This window comes from Streptomyces sp. NPDC096136 (genome assembly GCF_044763325.1).
Lineage (GTDB): Bacteria > Actinomycetota > Actinomycetes > Streptomycetales > Streptomycetaceae > Streptomyces.
In genome coordinates this window covers 501,410-521,406 of the sequence record NZ_JBIWFZ010000003.1, presented here as the reverse complement: position 1 = coordinate 521,406, position 19,997 = coordinate 501,410, and the positions used below count along the sequence as shown (strand labels likewise).

Annotated in this window: 21 protein-coding genes; 6 read left to right on the top strand and 15 right to left on the bottom strand. The window is 73.6% G+C overall.

Features of this window, described 5'->3' with window-relative positions; all coding sequences use genetic code 11:
- Positions 1-59: 59 nt before the first annotated feature.
- Positions 60-629 carry a PPA1309 family protein gene (locus ACIRBY_RS08715; RefSeq protein ID WP_403897976.1) on the top strand — a complete coding sequence of 190 codons (570 nt, stop codon included), beginning with the start codon at positions 60-62 and terminating at the stop codon, positions 627-629.
- Positions 630-673: 44 nt separating this feature from the next.
- Here the strand turns inward: ACIRBY_RS08715 and ACIRBY_RS08710 are convergent, their stop codons facing one another.
- From ACIRBY_RS08710 to ACIRBY_RS08695, 4 genes are all read right to left on the bottom strand, one after another.
- On the bottom strand, positions 674-1,762 hold the full coding sequence (locus tag ACIRBY_RS08710) for a PDZ domain-containing protein (RefSeq protein WP_403897973.1): 1,089 nt from the start codon (positions 1,760-1,762) through the stop codon (positions 674-676).
- A 131-nt stretch (positions 1,763-1,893) separates the two neighbouring features.
- Positions 1,894-2,091, bottom strand: coding sequence for a hypothetical protein (locus ACIRBY_RS08705; protein WP_403897970.1), 198 nt, complete (start codon positions 2,089-2,091; stop codon positions 1,894-1,896).
- 236 nt (positions 2,092-2,327) lie between these two features.
- On the bottom strand, positions 2,328-2,789 hold the full coding sequence (locus ACIRBY_RS08700; RefSeq protein WP_403897967.1) for a molybdenum cofactor biosynthesis protein MoaE: 462 nt from the start codon (positions 2,787-2,789) through the stop codon (positions 2,328-2,330).
- Between the two features lie 192 nt (positions 2,790-2,981).
- Complete coding sequence (locus ACIRBY_RS08695; RefSeq protein ID WP_403897964.1) at positions 2,982-4,148, bottom strand: SDR family oxidoreductase; 1,167 nt, start codon at positions 4,146-4,148, stop codon at positions 2,982-2,984.
- 192 nt (positions 4,149-4,340) lie between these two features.
- Between ACIRBY_RS08695 and ACIRBY_RS08690 the strand changes: the two genes are divergently transcribed.
- Positions 4,341-5,723, top strand: coding sequence for a zinc-dependent metalloprotease (locus ACIRBY_RS08690; RefSeq protein WP_403897962.1), 1,383 nt, complete (start codon positions 4,341-4,343; stop codon positions 5,721-5,723).
- Positions 5,720-6,262, top strand: a complete 543-nt coding sequence (locus tag ACIRBY_RS08685) for an NUDIX hydrolase (RefSeq protein WP_403897959.1) — start codon at positions 5,720-5,722, stop codon at positions 6,260-6,262. The genes ACIRBY_RS08690 and ACIRBY_RS08685 overlap by 4 nt, the downstream gene beginning before the upstream one ends.
- Positions 6,263-6,325: 63 nt before the next feature.
- Here ACIRBY_RS08685 and ACIRBY_RS08680 read toward each other — a convergent pair whose 3' ends face one another.
- The 4 genes from ACIRBY_RS08680 to ACIRBY_RS08665 form a co-directional block, all read right to left on the bottom strand.
- On the bottom strand, positions 6,326-7,081 hold the full coding sequence (locus ACIRBY_RS08680) for an AIM24 family protein (protein ID WP_403897957.1): 756 nt from the start codon (positions 7,079-7,081) through the stop codon (positions 6,326-6,328).
- Positions 7,082-7,098: 17 nt separating this feature from the next.
- Positions 7,099-7,779 (bottom strand): AIM24 family protein, encoded by a 681-nt coding sequence (locus tag ACIRBY_RS08675; RefSeq protein WP_403898264.1) that lies wholly within the window; start codon positions 7,777-7,779, stop codon positions 7,099-7,101.
- A gap of 29 nt (positions 7,780-7,808) precedes the next feature.
- Positions 7,809-9,545 carry a TerD family protein gene (locus ACIRBY_RS08670; RefSeq protein WP_403897954.1) on the bottom strand — a complete coding sequence of 579 codons (1,737 nt, stop codon included), beginning with the start codon at positions 9,543-9,545 and terminating at the stop codon, positions 7,809-7,811.
- 166 nt (positions 9,546-9,711) lie between these two features.
- Positions 9,712-10,347, bottom strand: coding sequence for a M48 family metallopeptidase (locus tag ACIRBY_RS08665; RefSeq protein ID WP_403897952.1), 636 nt, complete (start codon positions 10,345-10,347; stop codon positions 9,712-9,714).
- Positions 10,348-10,487: 140 nt separating this feature from the next.
- Here ACIRBY_RS08665 and ACIRBY_RS08660 point away from each other — a divergent pair, with 140 nt between their 5' ends.
- Together ACIRBY_RS08660 and ACIRBY_RS08655 are read left to right on the top strand one after the other, a co-directional pair.
- Positions 10,488-11,597: a ThiF family adenylyltransferase gene (locus ACIRBY_RS08660; protein WP_403897949.1), complete on the top strand. Its 1,110-nt coding sequence runs from the start codon at positions 10,488-10,490 to the stop codon at positions 11,595-11,597.
- A 136-nt stretch (positions 11,598-11,733) separates the two neighbouring features.
- Positions 11,734-13,062, top strand: a complete 1,329-nt coding sequence (locus ACIRBY_RS08655) for an ABC1 kinase family protein (RefSeq protein WP_403897946.1) — start codon at positions 11,734-11,736, stop codon at positions 13,060-13,062.
- Between the two features lie 45 nt (positions 13,063-13,107).
- Here the strand turns inward: ACIRBY_RS08655 and ACIRBY_RS08650 are convergent, their stop codons facing one another.
- From ACIRBY_RS08650 to ACIRBY_RS08630, 5 genes are all read right to left on the bottom strand, one after another.
- Positions 13,108-13,314: a hypothetical protein gene (locus ACIRBY_RS08650; RefSeq protein WP_042813622.1), complete on the bottom strand. Its 207-nt coding sequence runs from the start codon at positions 13,312-13,314 to the stop codon at positions 13,108-13,110.
- Between the two features lie 176 nt (positions 13,315-13,490).
- The gene (locus ACIRBY_RS08645; protein WP_403897942.1) at positions 13,491-13,823 is read right to left on the bottom strand and encodes a hypothetical protein; all 333 of its coding nucleotides are present in this window, start codon (positions 13,821-13,823) and stop codon (positions 13,491-13,493) included.
- Positions 13,820-14,191, bottom strand: a complete 372-nt coding sequence (locus tag ACIRBY_RS08640; RefSeq protein ID WP_403897940.1) for a WhiB family transcriptional regulator — start codon at positions 14,189-14,191, stop codon at positions 13,820-13,822. The genes ACIRBY_RS08645 and ACIRBY_RS08640 overlap by 4 nt, the downstream gene beginning before the upstream one ends.
- A gap of 183 nt (positions 14,192-14,374) precedes the next feature.
- Entirely contained in the window at positions 14,375-14,710 is a 336-nt protein-coding gene (locus ACIRBY_RS08635; RefSeq protein ID WP_403897938.1) for a hypothetical protein, read from the bottom strand.
- 167 nt (positions 14,711-14,877) lie between these two features.
- A complete protein-coding gene (locus tag ACIRBY_RS08630; protein WP_403898262.1) occupies positions 14,878-17,094 on the bottom strand; it encodes an ATP-dependent DNA helicase UvrD2 in 2,217 nt (738 codons plus the stop codon).
- Between the two features lie 134 nt (positions 17,095-17,228).
- Between ACIRBY_RS08630 and ACIRBY_RS08625 the strand changes: the two genes are divergently transcribed.
- Positions 17,229-17,489, top strand: coding sequence for a mycoredoxin (locus ACIRBY_RS08625; RefSeq protein WP_045949161.1), 261 nt, complete (start codon positions 17,229-17,231; stop codon positions 17,487-17,489).
- A gap of 66 nt (positions 17,490-17,555) precedes the next feature.
- Here the strand turns inward: ACIRBY_RS08625 and nudC are convergent, their stop codons facing one another.
- The gene (gene nudC / locus ACIRBY_RS08620) at positions 17,556-18,497 is read right to left on the bottom strand and encodes an NAD(+) diphosphatase (protein ID WP_403897935.1); all 942 of its coding nucleotides are present in this window, start codon (positions 18,495-18,497) and stop codon (positions 17,556-17,558) included.
- A gap of 63 nt (positions 18,498-18,560) precedes the next feature.
- Entirely contained in the window at positions 18,561-19,991 is a 1,431-nt protein-coding gene (locus ACIRBY_RS08615) for a dipeptidase (RefSeq protein ID WP_403897933.1), read from the bottom strand.
- Positions 19,992-19,997: the final 6 nt, after the last annotated feature.

Genomic DNA, 19,997 nt, shown 5'->3' with positions numbered 1-19,997 from the left:
ACTCTTGCAACTTACTGAGGCTTTAGTCAGTTCCCGGTATCGGGGAGAAAGGAGGCAGGATGTTTCCCATGTCCAACCTTTCGCCCTCCCCCGGCACCCCCATGGCGGCCAGTCCGCTGACCCGCGCCGTCCTCGAGATCGACGAGTACGCCTCCACCCTCGGCTGGGACAAGCCGGCCCGCCTCTTCGCCCTGGTCGACACCGCCCGCCTGCGCCGCCAGGAACCGGGCCTCGCCGGCCAGCTCGGCCTCGACACCGACGACGCCGGCAAGGCCCAGCTCACCCCGATCGAGCAGGACGAGGTGCCGGCCGGGACCCCGCTGGACAAGTTCCTGGGGACCATCGCCTGGCCCGACGCGGTCGTCGGGTGCGCCCTGACCGTGGAGCGGCTGATGCTGCCGCCGTCCGCCGAGGCCTCCGTACCGGAGGGGCTGAACGAGAAGCAGCTGGCCAAGTGGGTCGCCGGCCACCCCGAGCGGCAGGAGGTGCGGCTGACCGTCGGCGTCCTGCGGGACGGCTCGCGGGAGTCTGCCGTACGGCTGCGGGACAAGGACTCCTCCAGCGAGGTGCTGACCGGCGCGGGCCTGGTGCCGGGTCTGGCCGACGCGCTGGCGGCCACCTTCGCCTGAGGCCCCGCGCAGGCGGGGCCGGGGGCGCGGCCGGAGCCGCGGGATCAGGACTTCGCGCACCGCGGCAGTCCGGCCGCGTCCCCCTTGCTGATCTTCTGCAGGGCCTTGGCGGCGTCGTCGATGGTGGAGACCTTCACCAGGGTCAGGCCGTCGGGGACCTGTGCGGCGGCCGCGGCGCAGTTCTCGGCCGGGGTCAGGAAGTACTCGGCCCCGGCCTGGCGGGCGCCGATGGTCTTCATCTGGATGCCGCCGATCGGTCCGACCTTGCCCGTGTCGTCGATGGTGCCGGTGCCCGCGATGAACTTCCCGCCGGTCAGGTCCTCGGGGGTGAGCTTGTCGACGATGCCCAGGGCGAACATCAGGCCGGCGCTGGGGCCGCCGACGTCGGCGAGCTTGATGTCGATCGGGAACGGGAAGGTGTGGTCGGTCCCGGCCCGGATGCCGACGACGGCGTGGCCGTCGTCCGGCGCCTTGCCCGCGGTGATGGTCACCTTGGCGGTGTCGGTGGGCTCGCGGCCCGCCTTCTCGGCCTCGGCCGCCGCGGCGGCGGGCACGATGGTGAACTCGACGGGCTCGCCCGGCTTGTGCTTGGTGACGAGCTTGGCGACGTCGCCGGGCTGGGTGACCGGGCTGCCGTCGACCTCCTTGATCACGTCGCCGGCGTGCAGCCTGCCCTCGGCGGGGCTGCCCTTGACCACGGTGGAGACGACGACGCGGGCGCTGACCGGGATGCCGAGCTGCTTGAGGGCGGCCACCTTGGCGCTCTCCTGCGACTGGCTGAACTCCTCGGCGTTCTCCTGCGTGGACTCCTTGTCCGTCTTGCCGTCCGGGTAGAGGTTCTCGTGCGGGACGACGATGTTGTCGCCCGCGAGCCAGCCGTAGACCGCTTCGAGCAGGTTCATGTCGTAGTCGGCGCCGGTGACGCGGACCGTGGTCATGTTGAGGTGCCCGGTGGTCGGGTAGGTCTTGTGCCCGGAGATGTTCAGGACCGGCTCCCCGTGCGACTCGCCCAGCGTGTTCACGGTCGGGCCGGGGCTCATCTCGGAGTACGGGACCTTGAGGAACACCCCCGCGCAGAGCAGCGCGAACAGCACGAGGGAGGAGGCGAGCATCGTCGCGGGACGGCGTGGCATGGATCGACAGTACGGGACGGTCCCTGCGCGCGACCCGTGGGGCCGGTCCGTACGGGGCCCGCGGACGGAACTCTCAGGCGATTCTCAGCGGGGGCCCGCCCGGCCCGCCCGGCGCCGGCCTCCGGGACGCGTCAGACGGCGTCGGAACCGGAGTGCGCCTTCTCCCTCTGCCTCTCCCCGTCGGCCCGGTCCATGGCCTCGCGGAACCGCGCGTAGCCGGCGAGCTCGGATATGTCCCCCTGGGTGCGGTCGCGTGCCGCCCAGCTGCCCCATATCGCCGCCCCGATCGCGGCGAACAGCGGAATCAGCAACCACGCCAGTGACGCCATGGACGTGCCTCCCTGCCCAGAAAGTACGTGTCGTCGGTGTTCTCAACGCTCGTGCCCGCAGGGGGGTTACGCAAATCGAGGGCGTGTTGCGCGGCCGAACGGGTGTGAGGCTACTCCCGCCCGGCGGCGCCTCCGCGACCGGGGGGCCGTGGTGTGCTCGCGGGGCGGCCGACGGCACGGGCCCGGGTTCAGCAGGCGGCGCGGGCCCGGGGTCAGCAGGCGGCGCGGGCCCGGGGTCAGCAGGCGCCGACCCACTCCTCCGTGCCGTCCGAGAAGGTCTGGTGCTTCCAGATCGGCACCTCGTGCTTGAGGTCGTCGATCAGCATCCGGCAGGCCTCGAAGGCCTCGCCGCGGTGCGGGCAGGAGACGGCGACGACCACGGCCAGGTCACCGACGGCCAGGTCGCCGATGCGGTGGACGGCCGCCAGGGCGCGGACCGGGTACTTCTCCACGACGCGCTCGGCGACGCGGCGCATCTCCGCCTCCGCCGTGGGGTGGCAGGAGTAGCCGAGGGAGTCGACGTCCGCGCCGCCGTCGTGGTTGCGCACCGTGCCGACGAAGAGGGTCGTGCCGCCCGTCGCGTCGTCGCCGACGGCCTGGAAGACCTCGTCGATCGAGAGCGGGGTCTCGCGGATCTCGAGCAGCCGGATCGGGTCCTGGGCGGCCTGCTCGCCGGGGTGGTCGAAGTGCGGTGCCATGCCATCCATCGTGCCCTAGCGGCTGACGTGGCGGAATAGCCGTTTCGACCGTGCCGTGACCGGCCGGTTGGGAGTCTCCTACAGGAGGAGCGGGGGCGGGGGGACCGGTACGGGCCGGGTACGGGGCCCGCGCTCCGGCCGGGCCCGGACCCCCGGGGGGTCCGGGCCCGCGGCGGGGTGCGCGTCCCGGGGTCAGAGGCCGCGGCGCCTGCGGGCCCGACGGACGGCGGCGGCGGCGCCCAGCAGGGCCACCGTCGCGCCCGCGGCCCCGGCGGCCGTGGCGGCGTCCTTGCGGCCCAGGCGGCGGCCCGCGACGGTGTGCCGGCCCGACACCTCCCGGAGCAGCTCGGCCAGCACCTCCTCGTTGGTCCAGCGGGGCCGCCAGCCGGCCGCGTGCAGCCCGCTCACGCTGACCACCCAGGGGTGCATGGTGTACGCGAGGTCCCCGGCCGGGGAGGGGGTCAGGCCGATCCGGTGCAGCCGGGCCGCGGCGCCCAGGGCGACGGCCGAGGGCAGCTCCATGCGGCGGATGCCGCTGAGCTCCTCGACCTCCTCCTGCTCCAGCCAGCCCTCGCAGCCGACGGCCAGCTCGCCCTCCACCTTCTCCAGGGCGGCGTACTCCAGGGCGCTGACCAGGTCCTCGACGTGGCAGAACTGCCAGGTGGGACGGGAGCCCGCGACGACGAGCAGGCGCGGGGACTCGAAGTACCGGGTCAGGGCGGTGTCCGTGCCGCCGACGAGCACGGCCGGGCGGAGCACCGTCACGTTCAGGCCGGGGTGGGCGCGCGGGGCGCGGCGGCCCAGGCGCTCGATCTCCAGCAGGTCGCCGACGCCGGTCGCCTCGGCGGTGGCCCGCAGCTCGGAGTCCTCCGAGAGCGGGATGTCGTTGTCGGGCAGGGCCCCGTAGACCATCGCGGAGGTGCACAGCACGACCCGGTGCACCCCGGCCGCCGCAGCGGCCGTCAGCACGGTCTGGGTCCCGCGTACGTTGTACGCCGTACGGGCCGCGGGGTCGGTCTCCAGGTCGAGGTCGAGCGCGAGGTGCACGACCACGTCCGCCCCGCGCAGCCGGTCGGCGATGGCGGGGTCGCGGACGTCGAGGACGTGCCACTGGGCGTCGGCGCAGTCGCCGCGCCGCTCGTCGATGGCGATGACCTGCTTGACCTCGTCGGACTCGGCGAGCCGGGCCACGAGGGCGGCGCCGACGCCGGAGGCGGCCCCGGTGACCGCGATCACGGGGCTGCGTCGGCGGGGGCCCGCCTCGTTTCGCGGCTGGCGAACGCCGGGGGCGCTGTCGCCGTGGTCAGGGCGGTTTTCGGCGTCGTGCGGCGCGCGAGCCTTCGGATCTGGGGAACTCACCGGGCGTCTCCAGCGGTTGTCTTCAGTGGGGGCGCGCCGTGACGCGTACCCACCAGGTGATGTCCATCCTGCCGCAGCCCAGGAGTCGGCGGAGCACCGAGCCCGGAAGCGGGAGTGGTGTCTAGGCTGGGTGGTGTTGTCGGACCATTGCCCGTCGGCGTCCGCCGGCGGCCCTACGAGCCGAGGAAACCCGTGAGCGACACCCCATTCGGATTCGGCCTTCCGCCGGAGGAGCCGGAGGACGGCGACAAGGGCAAGAAGGGGGGCCAGGGCGGCCCCGCGAATCCGTTCGGGTTCGGCCCCGGTGGCCTTCCCGGCGGAGCGGACAACCCGTTCGCCGCGATGTTCGGTTCGATGAACCCCAATGACCTGGGCGCCGCCTTCCAGCAGCTCGGCCAGATGCTGAGCTACGAGGGCGGTCCCGTGAACTGGGACATGGCCAAGGACATCGCCCGCCAGACCGTGGCGCAGGGCACGGCGGACGGCGTCAAGGACGCCAGCGTCGGCCTCGCCGAGAAGTCGGCGGTCGAGGAGGCGGTGCGCCTCGCCGACCTGTGGCTGGACGGCGTGACCTCGCTGCCGTCGGGCGCCAACGCGGCCGTCGCGTGGAGCCGCGCCGAGTGGGTCGAGGCGACCCTCCCGGTGTGGAAGGAGCTGGTGGACCCGGTCGCCGAGCGCGTCGGCGCGGCCATGGGCAGCGTGCTGCCCGAGGAGATGCAGGCCATGGCGGGCCCGCTGCTCGGCATGATGCGCTCCATGGGCGGGGCCATGTTCGGCCAGCAGATCGGCCAGGCCGTGGGCGTGCTCGCGGGCGAGGTCGTCGGCTCCACCGACATCGGCCTGCCGCTGGGCCCGGCCGGGCGGGCGGCGCTGCTGCCGCTGAACATCGAGAGCTTCGGCAAGGACCTGGGCGTCCCCTCGGACGAGGTGCGGCTCTACCTGGCCCTGCGCGAGGCGGCGCACGCCCGCCTCTTCGCGCACGTGCCGTGGCTGCGCTCGCACCTGTTCGGCGCGGTCGAGGGCTACGCGCGCGGCATCAAGGTGGACACCTCGAAGCTGGAGGACGTGGTCGGCCAGCTCGACCCGTCCAACCCGGAGCAGCTCCAGGAGGCGCTCCAGGGCGGTATGTTCCAGCCGCAGGACACCCCGGAGCAGAAGGCCGCGCTGGCCCGGCTGGAGACGGCGCTCGCGCTGGTCGAGGGCTGGGTGGACGCCGTGGTGCACGAGGCGGCCAAGCCCCGGCTGGCCTCGGCCGACGCCATGCGCGAGACGATGCGCCGCCGGCGCGCCTCGGGCGGCCCGGCGGAGCAGACCTTCGCCACGCTGATCGGGCTGGAGCTGCGGCCGCGCCGGCTGCGCGACGCCTCGCGGCTGTGGGCCTCGCTCACGGACGCGCGCGGGGTGGACGGCCGCGACGGGCTGTGGGAGCACCCGGACATGCTGCCGACGGCCTCCGACCTGGACGACCCGGACGGGTTCGTGCACCGCGAGCAGCTGGACTTCTCGGAGATCGACAAGATGCTCGGCGAGGCCGCCGAGAAGCGCGACCAGGGCGAGGGTGACGAGAAGAAGTGAGCCTGCACGAAGACGCCGTCCTGGTCCTGAAGGCCTACGAGGGCCGGGACGAGCAGCAGCGCGCCCTGCGGGAGGTGTACCTGGAGCACCTGGCGGAGCACCCGGACGCGATGTACAAGCCCTGCGGGGCGGGGCACGTCACGGGCAGCGCGCTGGTGATCGACCCGGAGGGCGGCCGGGTCCTGCTGACCCTGCACAAGAAGCTCGGGCTGTGGCTGCAGATGGGCGGGCACTGCGAGCCCGGTGACGCCACGCTCGCCGGGGCGGCGATGCGCGAGGCGGTCGAGGAGTCGGGGATCGCCTCCGGGCTGACGCTGCTGGAGGGCGGGCCGGTGCGGCTGGACCGGCATCCCATCCCGGCGCCGTGCAACTGGCACCTGGACGTGCAGTACGCGGCGCTGGCCCCGGCCGGCGCGGTGGCGGAGATCAGCGAGGAGTCGCTGGACCTGCGCTGGTTCGCCTACGAGGAGGTCGCCGCGGTGGCCGACACCTCGGTGGTGGAGCTGCTGGAGGCGACCCGGGCCCGCCTGGGCGCCTGAGGACGCGGCGAAGGGGCGGACCTGGTGGGTCCGCCCCTTCGCCGTGCCGGTGCGGGCGCCGGGTCAGTTCCAGACGTTGTTCTGGTTCTGGGCGTGGGCGCCGTGCTGGCCCATGCCGTACTGGGCGGCGATGCCCTGGCCGAGCTGGGCGTTCTGCGGGGGGAGCACCTCGCTGGGCTGCACCAGGGCGAAGCCGGTGCCGAGGAAGCTCAGCTCCCAGCCCTCGCCGGTGTTGCCGCGGCGCCGCCAGACGCCGGAGGAGTGCGTCTGGGCCTGCATCTGCACGCGCAGGGAGGTGGACCAGGCGACGATCGCGTCGGCGTCGGCGTTGACGTACTTGTCCGGGGTGACCTGCATCATCAGCGGCTGCCCGGAGGTCATCAGGGCGACCTTGCCGCGGCCGGTGATGTTGAGCTGGTACTTGCCGGAGCCGGAGATCCCGTACTGGCTGTCCACGGCGATGACCTCGGTGTGCAGGGTGGAGTCCATGGCGAGGACGTAGCTGCTGTCGACGGTCAGGCCGTCCTGGTCGACATCGAGGACGTGGACGTGCTGGGCGAGGTTGGCGAAGTAGACCGTGCCCTGCCCGGAGCAGCGCATCAGGTCGAGGCCCTCGCCGGTGCGCAGGCGGGCGCCGCGCTGGTTGCCGCTCTGGTACTCGCCGTCGAAGTCGACGATGCCCTGGTAGGCGACCATCGAGCCCTTGCGGGCGAGGACGTCGTCGGAGCCGGCCAGGGTGACCCGCAGCAGCTGCGGGTTCTGGACGGCGTACCGCTCCTGGGACTGCTGCTCGGCGTGGCCGAAAAGTGAGCTCTGCATGGTGTGTCCGCTCCCCCTCAGCCCCGGGTCCGGAGCCGGTCGGTGCTGTCCTCGCTGGGCTGTACGACGACGATGCCCTGGCCGGAGAAGGCCATCTGGTAGGCCTCTCCGCTGCCCCGGCCGATCAGTGACGAGGCCTTGAAGCTGCTCTTGCCCTTGACCTTGAGGTTCGGGGACCAGGCGACGAGCGCGTCGGGGTCGACGTACGTCTCGTCCTCGCCGCGTCCGCAGTCGACCACGATGGGGGTGCCGCGCGAGGTGATCGCGACCCAGCCGGTACCGGAGATCTGGACGTTGAACAGGCCCTGGCCGGCGAACTTCGCCATGCCCTTGACCCGCTCGACGCCCCACTGGAGGTGGGCGTCGAAGGCGAGCAGGTTGGTTCCGTTGACGGAGAGGGCGTCGTTGTTGAGGTTGATGCAGACGACGTTCGCGCCGTAGTCGGCGAGGTAGAGCAGGCCGTCGCCGGTGCACTTCATCAGCGGGGCGCCCTCGCCGGTGAGCCACTGCGAGGCCATCTGGCGCAGGGCCGGCGGGTTGGGCTCGTACTGGACGAAGCCCTCGTAGGCGACCATCGAGCCGGTGCGCGCGAAGAGGTCCTGGCCGCTCTGCATGGCGACCTTGAGCATGGCCGAACCGTGGTTCTCCATGCGGGCCGTGACGGGGGTCGGGGCGTAGCCCGCGAGCTGCTGGTTCATGGGGTTCATGGCGTTCATGTCGGGCTCCCTCAGACCTCGTACGGCTGGACGACGATGAAGTTGCCGGGGGCGCCGCGGAACTGGAGGTTCACGGTCTCCCCGCTGTGGCCGGGGTAGGCGTTGCGGCGCAGCCGGACCTGGCTGGAAACGATCACCTGGGAGGCTGCCGACCAGGCCACGATGGCGTTGCTGTCGGCGAAGGTGGTCGGGGTGACGGGCAGGACGACGGGGGTGCCGTGCGTCTTGACGATCACGGTGCCGGTGCCCTGGAAGAGCATGGTGAACAGGGCTCCGCCGGGGATGCCGTGGCCCTCGATGCGGCGCACCTCGTGCTGGAGGGACTCGTCGAAGGCGAGGACGCTCTCGGAGGAGACGCAGATGCCGTCGCCCTGGAGCTCGATGGCGTGCAGGTGGGCGCCGTTCTCGGCGAGGAAGAGCTGGCCGCGGCCGGTGCAGCGCATCAGCTGCATCTCCTGGCCGGTGGCGTTGCCGACGATGCGGCCGGCGAAGCCCGCGCCCTTGTAGCTGAAGTCGACCTTGCCCTGGTAGAGGACCATGCTGCCCTGGCGGGCGAGGACGGGCTGGCCGCCGCCCGCCGCGAGGTCGACCCGCATGAGCTGGTGGTTCTGCGCGGTCCAGCGGGCGCCCGTGGGGGCCTCCTTGTACAGCTGGAGCGCGGCGGCGAGGCCCGGTCCGGCCTGCGGGGCGGCCGGGTGGCCGTAGGGGGCCGGGGGCTGCTGGCCGTAGGGGGCCTGCTGGCCGTACGGGGGCTGGCCGGGCTGGGCGTAGCCCTGCTGCTGGGGGTAGCCCTGCTGCTGGGGCGGGACCTGGCCGCCGTGGGAGGGCTGCGGCGGCTGGCCGTAGGGGGCGGGGGCCGGTCCCGGGGGCGGGACCTGGGCGCCGTACCCGTGCTGCTGCTGCGGGCGGCCGCCGTACGAGGGCGGGCCGGGCTGCTGCGGCGGGTGGGGCGGCTGGCCGTACGGGGCCGCGGGGGCGGGCGGGGTCAGCGGGCCGACCATGGTCGGGGCCGAGTGCACGGGCGCCGGGGGCTGCTGCTGGGGCTGCTGCTGGGGCGGGGTGTACGGCGCGGGGGCCTGCGGCGGCTGCTGCTGGTGGACCGGGGCGCCGTAGGAGGGGGTGGGGGCCGGGGCCGGCGCGGCCGCCTGGGCCGGCGGAGCGAAGCCCGGGGCGGCGGACTGCGGCTGGGCCGGGGCCTGCTGCTGCGGCTGCCCGTCCTCCTCGGCGACCTCGCCGCCGAAGTTCTCCAGGAGCGCGGCGAGCCCGCCGTCGAAGCCCTGGCCGACGGCGGCGAAGCGCCACACGTCCTTGCGGTAGAAGTCGCCGATCATCAGGGCGCGCTCGGTGCTGAACTCCGCGCCCGTGAAGGAGTAGCGGACGACTTCCTCGCCGCCGGCCACGATCCGGATGTAGCCGGGGCCGATCTGCGACATCTGTCCGTCGCCGTCGAGGGTGGCGGTGAAGGAGAGCTTGTGGATGGACGCGGGCACGTGGTCGAGGGTCACCCGGAACGACTCGGTGTCCCCGGCCTGCGCGCCGAGCTGCTGGATGGACTCCTCGGGCGACTTCGGCTGGTTGTAGAAGACGAAGTAGCGGTCGTCCGACAGGCGCTCGTCGGCGTCGAGGCCGAAGCAGCTGATGTCGAAGGTGAGTCCGGGCCCGGCGATCTGGACGCCCACGTACAGATCGGTACCCGCCGTCAGGTCACTGATCCTGGCCTTGTGGCCGCGTTGGAATTCCCTGGCCATACGTCCGACCGTCCCCCGTCCCGAGTGTGCGTGTGCGGCTGCTCGCCCGCGTGATCGTGTGCCGCCGGATGCGTACCCGCGGTTGTGTGCCGCTCAGGCTAACGGCTCCGGACGACATCCGGGCAAGCCGGTACCGACCCGGTACAAATCGCTTGCCCGCGGGAGGTCACTCCTCCCGGGCGGCCGGGATCCGGGGCAGCCGCTCGGCCGCGACCACTCCCTCCAGGAAGCCGCGGGCCCGCTCGGTCCTCGGGTACGCCTCCAGCAGCTCCCAGAAGCGGGGGCCGTGTCCCGGGACGAGGAGGTGCGCCAGCTCGTGCAGCAGCACGTACTCGACGACGTACTCCGGCATCCCCTGGAGCCGGTGGGAGAGCCGGATGCTGCCTTCGGCGGGGGTGCAGGAACCCCAGCGGGTGTTCTGGTTGGTGACCCAGCGGACCGAACGGGGGCGGGCGCGTCCGCCGAGGTACTGCTCGGACAAACGCCCGGCGCGCTCGGTGAGTTCCGTGTCGCCGAGGGTCCGTCTGCTCTCCTGGGCGGCGAGCTTGTCCAGCATGACGCCCACCCAGCGCCGCTCCTCCGCCTCGGACATGCGGGCGGGGATCAGGACGACCGTCCGGTCGCCCTCGCGGTAGGCGGACACGGTCCTGCGGCGGCGGGCGCTCCGGCGTACTTCGACGGCGCGCTGGGAGGGGTCGGCGGGCACGCCCCGACGGTACCCGGTCGCCGCGGCGGGCGTCCCGCACGTCCGCGGTTCGAACAGGATCCCCCCGCGGACGCCCCCCGCCCCCCCCGCACGCATCCCTCTCGCATTCATCTCATACGACCGATACCCCCTGCCTGTGGACAAAGCTCCGCACCCGTCGCGGCGGGCGGGCATCGTGACGGAGGAACACCGGGGAACGGCGGCGGACGGTGCGGGGACAGAAGGAGGAGGCGGCGATGTATCCGAGGGTGAAGCCGGCGCTTGCGCGGGCGTGGCGGGAACTGCAGACGGTCCAGTTCGGGGTGACGCCGGCGCATGCGGTGGTGCTCGGCCCGGTGGACACGGCCACGGGCTCGCTCATCGACCGGATCGACGGGACGCGCGGCATGGAGCTGCTGCGTGCGGAGGCCCGGGGCATGGGACTGCCGGAGGGTCTGGCGGACGGGCTGGTCCGCCGGCTCGCGGGGGCCGGGCTGATCGACGACGCCACGGCGGGGGGCGCGCCGGCGCAGGCCGTGCGGAGCCGGCCCGAGGCACTGGAGCGGCTGGGGCCCGATCTGGGCTCGCTCTCCCTGGTGCACCCGGAGCCCGGGGGCGACCTGCGCGGGGTCGCGGCCCGCCGGGCGATACGGGTCCGGGTGCGCGGGAGCGGCCGGGTGGGGGCGCTGATCGCCGCCGTGCTGGCGGGGGCCGGGGTGGGCCGGGTCGAGGTGCTCGACGGGGGGCGGGTGGAGGCGGCCGATGTGGCTCCGGGCGGGCTGGGCCCGGGGAGCGTGGGCCGGCTGCGGGCGGAGGCCGCCCGAGCGCTCGTCCGCGACGCGGCCCCGGGGCGGGCTCCGCGCGAGGGCGAGGCCGGGGGGCCCGGGCCGGAGGTCGCGCTGGTGGTGGTCGCGCCCCGGGACGGCCTGCGGGCATGGGCGCCCGATCCGGCCACGGCCGCCGACTGGGTGGCGACGGGCGTCCCGCACCTGTACGCGGGGGTGCTGGAGGGGACGGGGCTGGTCGGTCCGCTGGTGCTGCCGGGGGTGACGGCCTGCGCCGGGTGCATGGAGCGCGAGCGCGTCGACCGGGATCCGGCCTGGCCGCGGATGCTGGTCCAGTGGCGGTCGGCGCACCGGCGCCGGGAGCGGGCCGCCTGCGATCTGGGGCTGTCCACGGCGGTGGCCGGCCTGGCCGCGGCCCACGCCCTGGCCTTCCTAGACGGCCGGCTCCCCGCCTCCACCGGCTCCCGCTGGGAGGCCGCCCTGCCCGCCCTGCACTGGGAGCGCTCGGGGCTGGACCCGCACCCGGACTGCCCGTGCGCGGCGGCGGTGCCGGCGGCGGAGCCCGGGGCGGTGCGGTCGTGAGCGGCCTGACTCCCGCCGGAGCCCCGGGAGGAGCCCCGGTCCGGTGGGCGGGACGGCCATGGCAGGATGCGTCGGGGGCCGAGGGGCGCCCCGAACCGCCGCTCGCGGCACAGCAGTCTGGGAACTGGAGGGGCGTATGTCTGATCTTCCCCGGAAGGCGGTCACCCGTACGGTCAAGCTGGCCGCACTGCCGCTCGGCATCGCGGGACGGGCCACCTGGGGGCTGGGGAAGCGGATCGGCGGGAAGTCCGCCGAGATCGTGGCCCGGGAGCTCCAGCAGCGCACCGCCGAACAGCTGTTCCGTACGCTCGGCGAGCTCAAGGGGGGTGCCATGAAGTTCGGGCAGGCCCTCTCGGTGTTCGAGTCGGCGCTCCCCGAGGAGGTCGTCGGGCCCTACCGGGCGGCGCTGACCAAGCTGCAGGAGGCGGCCCCTCCGCTGCCGGCCGCGCGGGTGCACCAGGTGCTCGCGGAGCGGCTCGGCGAGGACTGGCGGGAGCTGTTCGAGGAGTTCGAGGACAAGCCGGCCGCGGCCGCCTCGATCGGACAGGTGCACCGGGCGGTGTGGCACGACGGGCGGCAGGTGGCGGTCAAGGTCCAGTACCCGGGGGCCGGGGAGGCACTGCTGTCGGACCTCAAGCAGCTGGGCCGGTTCGCCGGGCTGCTGGGCCCGCTCATCCCGGGCATGGACGTCAAGCCGCTGATCACCGAGCTGCGCGACCGGGTCGCGGAAGAGCTGGACTACGAGCTGGAGGCCGAGGCGCAGCGCACCCACGCGGACGCCTTCGACGGGGACGACGACGTGGTCGTCCCGGACGTGGTGCACCAGGGCGACCAGGTGCTGGTGACCGGGTGGCTGGAGGGGACGCCGCTGTCGGAGGTCATCGCCGACGGCACGCGGGAGGAGCGCGACCGGGCCGGCCAGTTGCTGACCCGCTTCCTCTTCTCCGGTCCCGCGCGCACCGGGCTGCTGCACGCCGATCCGCACCCGGGGAACTTCCGGCTCATATCCGGGGCGGACGGCCGGATGCGGCTGGGCGTGCTGGACTTCGGCACGGTGGACCGGCTGCCGGGCGGCTGGCCCAAGCCGATCGGCCGGTCGCTGCGGATGACCCTGGAGGGGGACGCCGAGGGGGTCTACGGGCACCTGTGCGCCGAGGGGTTCGTGAAGGAGTCCATCGAACTCGACCCGGACGCCGTGCTCGACTACCTCAAGCCGATCATCGAGCCCGCCGAGGCGGAGGAGTTCACCTTCACCCGGTCGTGGCTGCGCGGGCAGGCGGCGCGGATCGCCGATCCCCGCTCCCCCGCCCACCAGTTGGGGCGGCAGATCAACCTGCCGCCGTCCTACCTGCTGATCCACCGGGTGACGCTCAGCACCATCGGGGTGCTGTGCCAGCTGGGTGCGACGGTGCGGCTGCGGGACGAACTCGACGCCTGGCTGCCCGGGTTCACTGCCGAGGACTGAGCGCCCGTCCGGGCGGTGGGGCGGGGGCGGCCGGCTGAGCGGGCGTCACCACCAGGAGGAGTCGAGCCGGCCCTCGATCGCCCGGAGGTTGGCGCGCGCGCAGTCGACGCAGAAGTACTGTCTGGTCCCGTTCTCCACGGAGCAGGTCCAGGTGGGCGGGGCCCCGTTCGGGGAGCGGGCGCCGCAGCGCGCGCAGACGACGGGCTGGTCCTCGGGTCCCCGCTGGGCGGGGTGGGGATTCGGCTGGTCCACCACCAGACGATATCCCCGGCGGGCCGCGCCGGGCCCCGCAACGCACCGGAGGGACCGGTCCGTTCGGACCGGTCCCTCCGGGGAGTGCCGCAGCCTGCCGGGTTCGGCCGGCTGCGGCGGTGCTCAAGCCGTCTTCATGCCGCCTTCGAGCCGGTTTCCGGCCCGGTGCGGGACGGTCAGTGCATGACGGCCATGGCGAGCGCACGCCGGGCGCGCAGGGAAACGCGCTCGGCCTTGCGCTGCATGCGCCGGGCGGTGACCAGGCGCACGGCGTGACGCTGGGCGTCCACCTCGCGCAGCCGGTCGTCCATATGCGCACGGGCCAGGGCTTCTGGGATGAGTTGCATTTCGCGGGTCCTGTTCTGACGCGAGGTGATCGCGCCGGTGGTGATGAAGTCTGCGGTGGCGGAGCCGTTCGGCTGCTCGCTCGTGGTGGCGTGAGGGGACATGGGGGCCTGCTTCAAGGGGTCGTGCGTCAGAGGGCGGTCGATGGTTCCGAGGGCGGTCATGCCGCAGCAACCGGGTTCTTGCGCGGGCGGCCGCGGGGACGCTTGCGGGCCACGACCACGCCCTGGACGAAGAGCTCTCCGCCCCAGACGCCCCAGGGCTCGCGGCGCTCCTTCGCGCCGGCGAGGCAGGCCTCGACCAGCGGGCAGGTGCCGCAGAGGGACTTGGCGTACTCGACGTCCGCCGGGGACTCGGCGAAGAAGACCTCGGGGTCGAAGGTGCGGCAGGGTACCGGGACGCCGAGGTTCTCGATGGCGTCGTCGAGCGCGGTGAGCGCGGTGAGGGGGGTCAAGGCGGGGTCCTCCGGGACTGCGGGCGGGGAGATCGTTCGGGTCTGGGTCGTGGACGGGGCGTGCGCTTCGAGTTGCACGGTTGTCTCTTCCTCGTCTTGTTCGGCTAGTCGTTCCGGCCGGTCGGCCGGGTGGCGGCTGCTACCTGGTCCTGCCAGTCCCGAGGCCCCTTCGCTCCGTCGTCCCCGGTCGGGGACAAACAGAAGGGCCGCGGATCCCGGGTGGGGTTCCGCGGCCCTGAAGGCGCCGGCCTGATCATGCGATCAGGCTGGATCACTCCAGGGTTCGAGCCCGCGGAAGGCCCACATCAGGTGGTGCTGCTGCTTCGTCTTCGTCTGCTGCGTCGTGGATCCGGCATTGGCGGCACCGGCTGCGGCCGCGAAGCCATAGGCGCCATGCGCCTGCCGGGCTTCCGCTACTGCCACCAGTGCCTTGGTCGGTCGCTCGTTGCGCTCGCTGACCGGAAGGGTCGCCAGCAGGGCGGGCTTGCCGGCGGAAATCGCGGACAGACCGGTGCCCCGGAGGGAGACGGAACCGAGCAGGCAGGAAGCGTCGACCGAGCGATCGGTCATTTTGGTGAAGGTCATGAAGCTGGTCACTGGTCTCGCCTCCTCTCGGCGTCTCGGGGACCGGGCCCGAGGGCCTGTCCCATGCGTATTCGGATAAGTACAGCACGGATCCGGGGCTTCGGAGAAGCCACCGTTTCCGTTGCTAAGAACCTATGGGGATCCGTGCGGCATGTGCAAACTATTTTTCCGACGAGTTTCTACGCGTCGTCAGGATCCTCGCCCTCAGGCTCCTGGCCTGCGCAGATCGCCAGGACGTCGGCCCCGTACCGGTCGAGCTTGCGGCCGCCGACTCCAGGGATCATCGAGAGCTCGCCCGGCTCGGAGGGCGCGGCCTCCGCGATGGCCATCAGCGTCTTGTCCGTGAAGACGCAGTACGCGGGCAGCCCCTGGAGCTTCGACTGGCCGGCCCGCCACTCGCGCAGCCGCAAGTAGAGGCCCTCGTCCATGTCGGACGGGCAGTCCCCGCAGCGCATCAGCTTCATGTCCCCGGCCTCGGTCAGGGTCCTGCCGCAGACCCGGCACAGCGCCGGCCCCCGGCTGCCGCGCTTGCGGGCCCCGCGCTCGGCCGGGGCACCCGTCCGCGCCGCGGGGGCCGCCGAGCCCGGCCGCAGGCCGTTCAGGAAGCGGCTGGGGCGGCGGGAGGCCCTGCCCCCCGGAGCCCGCGAGAGCGCCCAGGAGAGCGTCAGGTGCAGCCGCGCACGGGTGACCCCGACGTACAGCAGCCGGCGCTCCTCCTCGACCTGCTCGTCGGTCTTGGCGTAGGTGATCGGGACCATGCCGTCGGTGAGGCCGACGAGGAAGACCGCGTCCCACTCCAGGCCCTTCGCGGCGTGCAGCGAGGCGAGGGTGACGCCCTGGACGGTCGGGGCGTGCTGGGCGGCCCTGCGCTCGTCCAGCTCGACGGTGAGCTCGGCCAGGCCGGCGCCGGGCCTGCTGCGGGCGAAGTCCTCGGCCAGGCGGACCAGCGCGGCCAGCGACTCCCACTGGTCGCGCGCGGCGCCCGAGCCGGTGGGGGGCTCGGCGGTCCAGCCCGTGGAGCTGAGCACGGCCCGGACCTGGGAGCCGAGCTCCACGACGTCGTCGAGCAGCGGGTCGTTGCCGGCGGAGCGGGCGGCTCCGCGCAGGGCGAGGACCGCCTTCTGGACCTCGGCCCGCTCGAAGAAGCGCTCGGCGCCGCGCAGCTGGTAGGGGACCCCGGCGTCGGCGAGGGCCTGCTCGTAGACCTCGGACTGGGCGTTGATGCGGTAGAGCACGGCGATCTCTCCGGCCGGGACCCCCGCGGCGATCAGGTCGCGGACCCGGCGGGCGACGCCCTCGGCCTCGGCGGGCTCGTCGGGGTACTCGGCGTAGACCGGGTCGGGGCCGGGCTCGCGCTGGGAGAGCAGCTCCAGCCGGTGCTCGGCGGCCCGCCCCCGCGCCTGGGCCAGCAGGCCGTTGGCGAGGTGGACCACCTGGGGGGTGGAACGGTAGTCGCGGACCAGCTTGACGACGGTCGCGCGGGGGTAGCGGGTGCGGAAGTCGAGCAGGTGGTCGGGGGTGGCGCCGGTGAAGGAGTAGATGGTCTGGCTGGCGTCGCCGACGACGCAGAGGCTGTCGCGCTCGCCGAGCCACAGCTCCAGCAGCCGCTGCTGGAGCGGGCTGACGTCCTGGTACTCGTCGACCACGAAGTGCTGGTACTGGGCGCGGATCTGCTCGGCGATGTCGTGCCGGTCCTGGAGGATGCCGACGGTGAGGAGCAGCACGTCCTCGAAGTCGATCATCCCGCGGTCGCGCTTGAGCTGCTCGTAGGTGCTGTAGATCTGGGCGATCTCGGCCGTGTCCCGGGGGGCCTCGCGGCCCGCCTTGAGGGCGGCGGCCGGGTAGTCGGCGGGGACGGTCTGGGTGACCTTGGCCCACTCGATCTCGCCGGTGACGTCGCGCAGCTCGCCCCGGTCGAGGCGGACGCGGCAGCGCGCGCCGGCCTCGGCCACGAACTGGATCTTGCGTTCGAGGAGCCGGGGGAGGTCGCCGCCGACGGCCTTGGGCCAGAAGTACTGGAGCTGGCGCAGGGCGGCGGAGTGGAAGGTCCGCGCCTGGACACCGCCGGCGCCGAGGGCGCGCAGCCGGCCGCGCATCTCCCCGGCGGCGCGGTTGGTGAAGGTGACGGCGAGCACGCTGGCGGGCATGAGCTGCCCGGAGCGGACCCCGTACGCGATCCGGTGGGTGATCGCGCGGGTCTTGCCGGTACCGGCTCCGGCCAGCACGCACACCGGGCCGCGCAGGGTCGTGGCGACCTCGCGCTGCTCCGGGTCGAGGCCCAGGAGCACGGCGTCGGCGTCGGCCGCGCCGGTGCCCGGGCCGGCCGGGAACGAGGGGAAGTGCGTTGCTGCTGTCACCCCAACATGCTGCCAGGTCGGGTGGGGCGGCCGGGAAATCCGTCCACAGGACCGGGCAGGTTGTCGGATGGGTCATACCGGGCGGCGGCCGGGAATGGCCCGGGGGCGGCGTACGTTCGAGTACTCGGACCGGGCGGGGCTCCGGTTCCCCCAGACCTCACAGAGGAGCGAGCATGCAGGACACGGGCACGGTCACGATGTACAGCACCACCTGGTGCGGCTACTGCCGTCGGCTGAAGACGCAGCTGGACCGCGAGGGCATCGCGTACAACGAGATCAACATCGAGCTCGACCCCGAGTCCGCCAAGTTCGTGGAGCAGGCCAACGGCGGCAACCAGACCGTCCCGACCGTGCTCGTGAAGTCCTCCGCCGGCAACGAGTCCGTCATGACGAACCCGAGCCTCGCCCAGGTCAAGCAGGCCCTGGCGGTCTGACGGCCGCCCGGCCCGCGGTAGCGGAAGGCCCCCGCCGAGGCGGGGGCCTTCCGCGTGTGACGGACGTTACGGCGCGGGCTTGGGCAGCGGCCGGCCGTACCAGAGCTCGACGAGCCGGGCCGCGATCGAGATCCCCGACGGCGGGACGACCGCGCCGGACTCGAACGCCTCGGCCAGCTCCTCGCGGGAGAACCAGCGGGCCTCCTGGATCTCCTCGCCGTCGACCGTGATCTCGGAGCTGACGGCGCGGGCGTTGAAGCCCAGCATCAGGCTGTACGGGAAGGGCCAGGGCTGGCTGGCGACGTACTCGACCTCGCCGATCCGCACGCCCGCCTCCTCCCACACCTCGCGGACGACGGCCTGCTCGATCGACTCCCCGGGCTCCACGAACCCGGCCAGCGTGGAGAAGCGGCCCTCGGGCCAGTGCACCTGGCGGCCCAGCAGCGCGCGGTCCTGCTCGTCGGTGACCAGCATGATCACCGCCGGGTCGGTGCGCGGGTAGTGCTCGGCGCCGCAGCCGGGGCAGCGGCGGATGTGCCCGGCGGCCGCGACCACCGTGCGCTCGCCGCAGCGGGAGCAGAAGCGGTGCATGCGCTGCCAGTTCTCCAGCGCGACCGCGTGCACCATCAGCCCGGCGTCGCGCGGGGACAGCAGCAGGCCGGCCTCGCGGAGCCCGGCGGGGCGGGCCGACTGGTCCATGCGGCCCGGCAGCGAGTCCTTCTGCAGGGCGAAGTACCGTACGCCGTCCTCGTCGGTGCCCAGGAAGTAGCGGTGGGTCTCGGTGGCCGGGGCCTCGAAGGCCGCGGTCATCACGATGCCGGTGCCGCCGTCGGGGGTGTCGTCGATCAGCACCTGGCCGCCGGAGACGACGAAGACGCGGGTCGTCGGGTGGCTCCAGGCGGCGGCGAGCCAGGCCTCGTCGAGGCGGTGGTGCGCGGCGCGGTCTATGTCGCTGGGCGCGGTGAGCGACAGTGGGCGCTCGGTGTGCGTGCTCACGGGTACTTCCAACTCCCCCGGTGGATGGGACAAGGCAGGCGTACGGACGCGGGTGCGTGCGGTCAGGGCGTGCGGTCAGGCGGTGGCGGCCCCCGCCGCGACGGGCGCGGGCGGGGCCCAGTTCTCGGCGAGGTCGCCCCACAGGTGGGCGGCGGTCTCGACGCCCTTGAGGAGCAGGTCCAGCTCGACCTTCTCGTTCGGGGAGTGCCATCCGTCGGAGGGGACGGAGATCCCGAGGAAGAGGACGGGCGCCCCCAGGACGTCCTGGAGGTCGGCCGCCGGTCCCGAGCCGCCCTCACGGGTGAAGCGGACCGGCTGCCCGAAGGCGCGGCCCATGGCGCGCACGACGGACTGGAGCGCGGGGTGGTCCAGCGGGGTGAGGCAGGGGCGGGTGGGCGCGCCGAAGGTGATCGAGTGCCGGATGCCGGCGGGCACGCGGGCCGCGACCCACTCCCGTACGGCGGCCTCGACCTCGTACGGGTCCTGCCCCGAGACCAGGCGGAACGAAAGCTTCAGGTGGGCGGAGGCGGGGACGATGGTCTTGCCGCCGGGGCCCTGGTAGCCGCCGCCGATGCCGTTGACCTCGGCGGTGGGGCGGGCCCAGACGCGCTCCAGGGTGGAGTAGCCGGCCTCGCCGGCGGCGGCGTGGGACTTGGCCGTGCGCAGCCACTCGGCCTCGTCGAAGGGCAGCTCGGAGATCAGCCGGCGCTCGGCGTCGGTGAGCTCGGTGATGCCGTCGTAGAAGCCGGGGACCGTGACCCGCTCGTCCTCGTCGTGCAGGGCGGCGACGAGGCGGGCGGCGACGGTGGCCGGGTTGGGCACGGCTCCGCCGAAGGCGCCCGAGTGGATGTCCTGGTCGGGGCCGTGGAAGTCGATCTCGCAGTCGGCGACGCCGCGCATGCCGGTGCAGACGGTGGGGGTGGTCTCGGACCACATGCCGGTGTCGGAGACGATCACGACGTCGGCGGCGAGCTCGGCGGCGCGGGCCTCGACGAGCGCGCGGAAGTTCGGGGAGCCGGACTCCTCCTCGCCCTCGATGAGGAGCTTGAGGTGCACGGCGGGGGCCCCGGCGCCGGTGGCGGCGAGGTGGGCGCGGACGCCGAGGGTGTGGAAGAAGACCTGTCCCTTGTCGTCGGCCGCGCCGCGCCCGTACATCCGGCCGTCCTTGACGACGGGCTCGAAGGGCTCGGTGTGCCAGCCGTCGGCGAGGGCGGCGGGCTGGACGTCGTGGTGGCCGTAGACGAGGACGGTGGGGGCGGCCGGGTCGGCGGCCGGCCAGTGGGCGAAGACGGCGGGGGCGCCGGCCGTCTCCCAGACGTCGGCGACCGGGAAGCCGGTCTCCTTCAGCTTCGCGGCGAGCCATTCGGCGCTGCGGCGTACGTCGCCCGCGTGTTCGGGCTGCGCCGACACGGACGGGATGCGCAGCCACTCGGCCAGGTCGTCGAGGAAGGCCGTGCGGTGCGTGTCGATGTACGTGCGGACGACGTTGTCCGGGGTTTCGCTCATGGCCAC

Excerpts from the sequence above, each read along its gene's own strand:
- ACIRBY_RS08705 (WP_403897970.1), bottom strand. The coding sequence starts at position 2,091 with ATGGCGTCACTGGCGTGGTTGCTGATTCCGCTGTTCGCCGCGATCGGG.
- ACIRBY_RS08665 (WP_403897952.1), bottom strand. The coding sequence starts at position 10,347 with ATGCGTGCGGGGGGGGCGGGGGGCGTCCGCGGGGGGATCCTGTTCGAA.
- ACIRBY_RS08625 (WP_045949161.1), top strand. The coding sequence starts at position 17,229 with ATGCAGGACACGGGCACGGTCACGATGTACAGCACCACCTGGTGCGGC.
- ACIRBY_RS08715 (WP_403897976.1), top strand. The coding sequence starts at position 60 with ATGTTTCCCATGTCCAACCTTTCGCCCTCCCCCGGCACCCCCATGGCG.
- ACIRBY_RS08615 (WP_403897933.1), bottom strand. The coding sequence starts at position 19,991 with ATGAGCGAAACCCCGGACAACGTCGTCCGCACGTACATCGACACGCAC.
- ACIRBY_RS08655 (WP_403897946.1), top strand. The coding sequence starts at position 11,734 with ATGTCTGATCTTCCCCGGAAGGCGGTCACCCGTACGGTCAAGCTGGCC.
- ACIRBY_RS08645 (WP_403897942.1), bottom strand. The coding sequence starts at position 13,823 with ATGACCGCCCTCGGAACCATCGACCGCCCTCTGACGCACGACCCCTTG.
- ACIRBY_RS08675 (WP_403898264.1), bottom strand. The coding sequence starts at position 7,779 with ATGAACCAGCAGCTCGCGGGCTACGCCCCGACCCCCGTCACGGCCCGC.
- ACIRBY_RS08680 (WP_403897957.1), bottom strand. The coding sequence starts at position 7,081 with ATGCAGAGCTCACTTTTCGGCCACGCCGAGCAGCAGTCCCAGGAGCGG.
- ACIRBY_RS08660 (WP_403897949.1), top strand. The coding sequence starts at position 10,488 with ATGTATCCGAGGGTGAAGCCGGCGCTTGCGCGGGCGTGGCGGGAACTG.
- ACIRBY_RS08700 (WP_403897967.1), bottom strand. The coding sequence starts at position 2,789 with ATGGCACCGCACTTCGACCACCCCGGCGAGCAGGCCGCCCAGGACCCG.
- ACIRBY_RS08710 (WP_403897973.1), bottom strand. The coding sequence starts at position 1,762 with ATGCCACGCCGTCCCGCGACGATGCTCGCCTCCTCCCTCGTGCTGTTC.
- ACIRBY_RS08670 (WP_403897954.1), bottom strand. The coding sequence starts at position 9,545 with ATGGCCAGGGAATTCCAACGCGGCCACAAGGCCAGGATCAGTGACCTG.